The following is a 2,429-nucleotide window of genomic DNA, read 5'->3' on the forward strand; positions in this document are numbered from 1 at the left end:
CTTGCCAAGGTGGAGGTAGCGAGTTCGAGCCTCGTAACCCGCTCCAAAAAGAGAGAAGAAAGCTTTTGCTTTCTTCTCTCTTTTTTCATAGGGGGCTCTGCCCCCTCTTGACGGCGGTTTTCTCCGCACAGCTCTGAAAACTCGCCTGTCACCCCCGCAGGGGAAAGTGGTTGATGGCTTGCGCCCGGCCGCTGGCAGGCGCATAAGAGGGAAGACCCGTCAAAGCCATCGGGCTGAGGAGCACGTTGGAATCTCCCCTTGTTTCCAGCTGCAGTTTGTGCTAAAATATCTTTGTTACTGCTATATGAGAGGACGATTACTATGTCAGGCCATTCCAAATGGAGTACCATCAAACGGAAAAAAGAAAAGACCGATGGTGCAAGAGCGAAGATCTTCACCAAAATCGGCCGTGAGATTTCGGTAGCTGTCCGGGAGGGCGGCGGTGACCCCGCCACCAACAGCAAACTGCGGGATTGTATCGCTAAAGCAAAAGCCAACAATGTGCCCAACGACAACATCGACCGGGTTATTAAAAAGGCTGTCAGCGACGGCGACAAAAACGATTACGAGAATATCGTTTATGAAGGGTATGGCGCCGGTGGAATCGCCTTTATCGTGGATACCTTGACCGACAACCGCAACCGCACCGCCGGGGATATCCGCCATTATTTTGACAAATTCGGCGGCAATCTGGGCCAGACTGGCTGTGTCTCCTTCATGTTTACCCAAAAAGGGGTGCTGATCGTTGAGGAGAGCGCCTTCAGCGAGGACAAGATCATGGAAGACTGTTTTGACGCAGGGGCCGACGACTTCTCCATTGATGAAGACGGCGTTGTGGAGATCACCACCGAGCCAAACGACCTGGGCAAGGTCCGGGAATCTTTGGAGGAGAAGGGCTATGCCTTTGCCTCCAGTGAGGTTGCCTACATCCCAACTACCACCACGGTCATCGATGATGAAGAGACCCGGACGAAGCTGAACCGTCTCATCGAGATGCTGGAGGACAACGACGATGTCCAGGATTTCTGGCACAACTGGGAGAACCCCGACGAGGACGAGGAGGAATAATCCTCCGCCCAGCACAACCTGCAAAAAAAAGCGGAGAGGCTGCCTCTCCGCTTTTTTTGTCCGGGGAATCTATGGGGATTACTTCTTTTTCAGGGAATCCTGGTAGTGTTTGCAGCAGGGCTGCAAACAGCAGATCTCACACTGGGGGGAGCGGGCTTTGCACACCGCCCGGCCGTGGAGAACAAGCCGATGGCAGAAATCGTTGGACTCCTCCGGGGGGAGGCAGTCCCGCAGTTCATTCTCGGTTTTCAAGGGGTCTTTGGTGGTGGTAAGGCCCAGCAGGTTGGTGATGCGGATGCAGTGGGTATCACAGACATAAGCCGGTTGGTGGAAGATGTCCCCCATAATCAGGTTGGCGGTTTTGCGGCCAATACCAGGCAGCTTGGTCAACTCCTCCAAAGAGGGGGGGAGCTGGGAATCATATTCATCGATCAGCATTCGGGAGAGGTTGATGATGTCCCTCGCCTTGGTTTTGTACAGGCCGCAGGGGCGAATGATGCTCTCGAGTTCAGCGAGGTCGGCGTTTGCCAGCATTTCCAAGGAGGTGTATTTGGCAAAAAGATCCTTGGTGACGATGTTGACCCGGGCATCGGTGCACTGGGCGGACAGCCGGGTGGAGATGAGCAGTTCATAGGGTCGTTCGTACTCCAGGGAGCAGATGGCGTCGGGATACTCCTCTTTGAGAAGATCGACAGCCATTTGGGCGCGTTCTTTTTTGCGCATAGTAGCACCTCTTTTGGCAGATTATTAGTTTTATTATACCAATTTGCCGGAAAAAAGCAATGGATCTCCCCCATAAATGAGGAATAAAAAGAATTCTTCTCACCTTTGTCGGGCGAGGGAGGTAAGCTGCCTTGACTTCTTATGCCAATGCGATTATTCTAGAAGGGAAAAGAAACATACAACTCCAGCAAGTGCCAATTGCCTGCTCGGATACAACAGAAACGGCGGTACAGTGATGGAAAAGAAAATTGAAATCTATGACTCCACTCTGCGGGACGGGGCGCTGGGCGAAGGCCTGCAATTCTCGTTGGAAGATCGGTTGGAAATATTGAAGGCCCTGGACCGGTTAGGCATATTGTTCATTGAGGGGGGCAATCCGGCGGCCTCCAAACAGGATATGGAATTTTTCCACCAGGCGAAAAAACTCCCCTTGGAAAGCGCCCGGCTGGTCGCTTATGGGGGGACCCGCAAAAGCGGGGTCTCCGCCAATGAGGACGCAGGCTGCCAGGCCCTGCTGTCCAGCGGTACCGACGTTGTCACCATTGCCGGCTGGAGCTGGGATCAGGCAGTGCGGGAACGCCTCTGCGTCAACCTGGAGGAAAACATTCGGATGATCTATGACACCATCCAATTCTTTA

The 2,429-nt window shown here is 53.4% G+C and carries 2 protein-coding genes and 1 pseudogene; 2 read left to right on the plus strand and 1 reads right to left on the minus strand.

Annotated features, from left to right (window positions below; all coding sequences use genetic code 11):
- Positions 1 to 321: 321 nt before the first annotated feature.
- Complete coding sequence (locus RDQ42_RS09975) at positions 322 to 1,068, plus strand: YebC/PmpR family DNA-binding transcriptional regulator (RefSeq protein ID WP_054332428.1); 747 nt, start codon at positions 322 to 324, stop codon at positions 1,066 to 1,068.
- A gap of 78 nt (positions 1,069 to 1,146) precedes the next feature.
- On the opposite strand, the gene nth is transcribed toward RDQ42_RS09975, so the two are convergent.
- Positions 1,147 to 1,791 carry an endonuclease III gene (gene nth, locus RDQ42_RS09980; protein ID WP_054332427.1) on the minus strand — a complete coding sequence of 215 codons (645 nt, stop codon included), beginning with the start codon at positions 1,789 to 1,791 and terminating at the stop codon, positions 1,147 to 1,149.
- A gap of 235 nt (positions 1,792 to 2,026) precedes the next feature.
- On the opposite strand from nth, the pseudogene RDQ42_RS09985 reads away from it, so the two are divergent.
- Positions 2,027 to 2,429, plus strand: a pseudogene (locus RDQ42_RS09985) (citramalate synthase); the annotation flags it as partial.

This window comes from uncultured Merdimmobilis sp. (assembly GCF_902471145.1).
GTDB classification, from domain to species: Bacteria; Bacillota; Clostridia; order Oscillospirales; family Ruminococcaceae; genus Merdimmobilis; species Merdimmobilis hominis.

Coding starts and splice junctions, on each gene's coding strand:
- nth (WP_054332427.1), bottom strand. CDS start 1,791: ATGCGCAAAAAAGAACGCGCCCAAATGGCTGTCGATCTTCTCAAAGAG.
- RDQ42_RS09975 (WP_054332428.1), top strand. CDS start 322: ATGTCAGGCCATTCCAAATGGAGTACCATCAAACGGAAAAAAGAAAAG.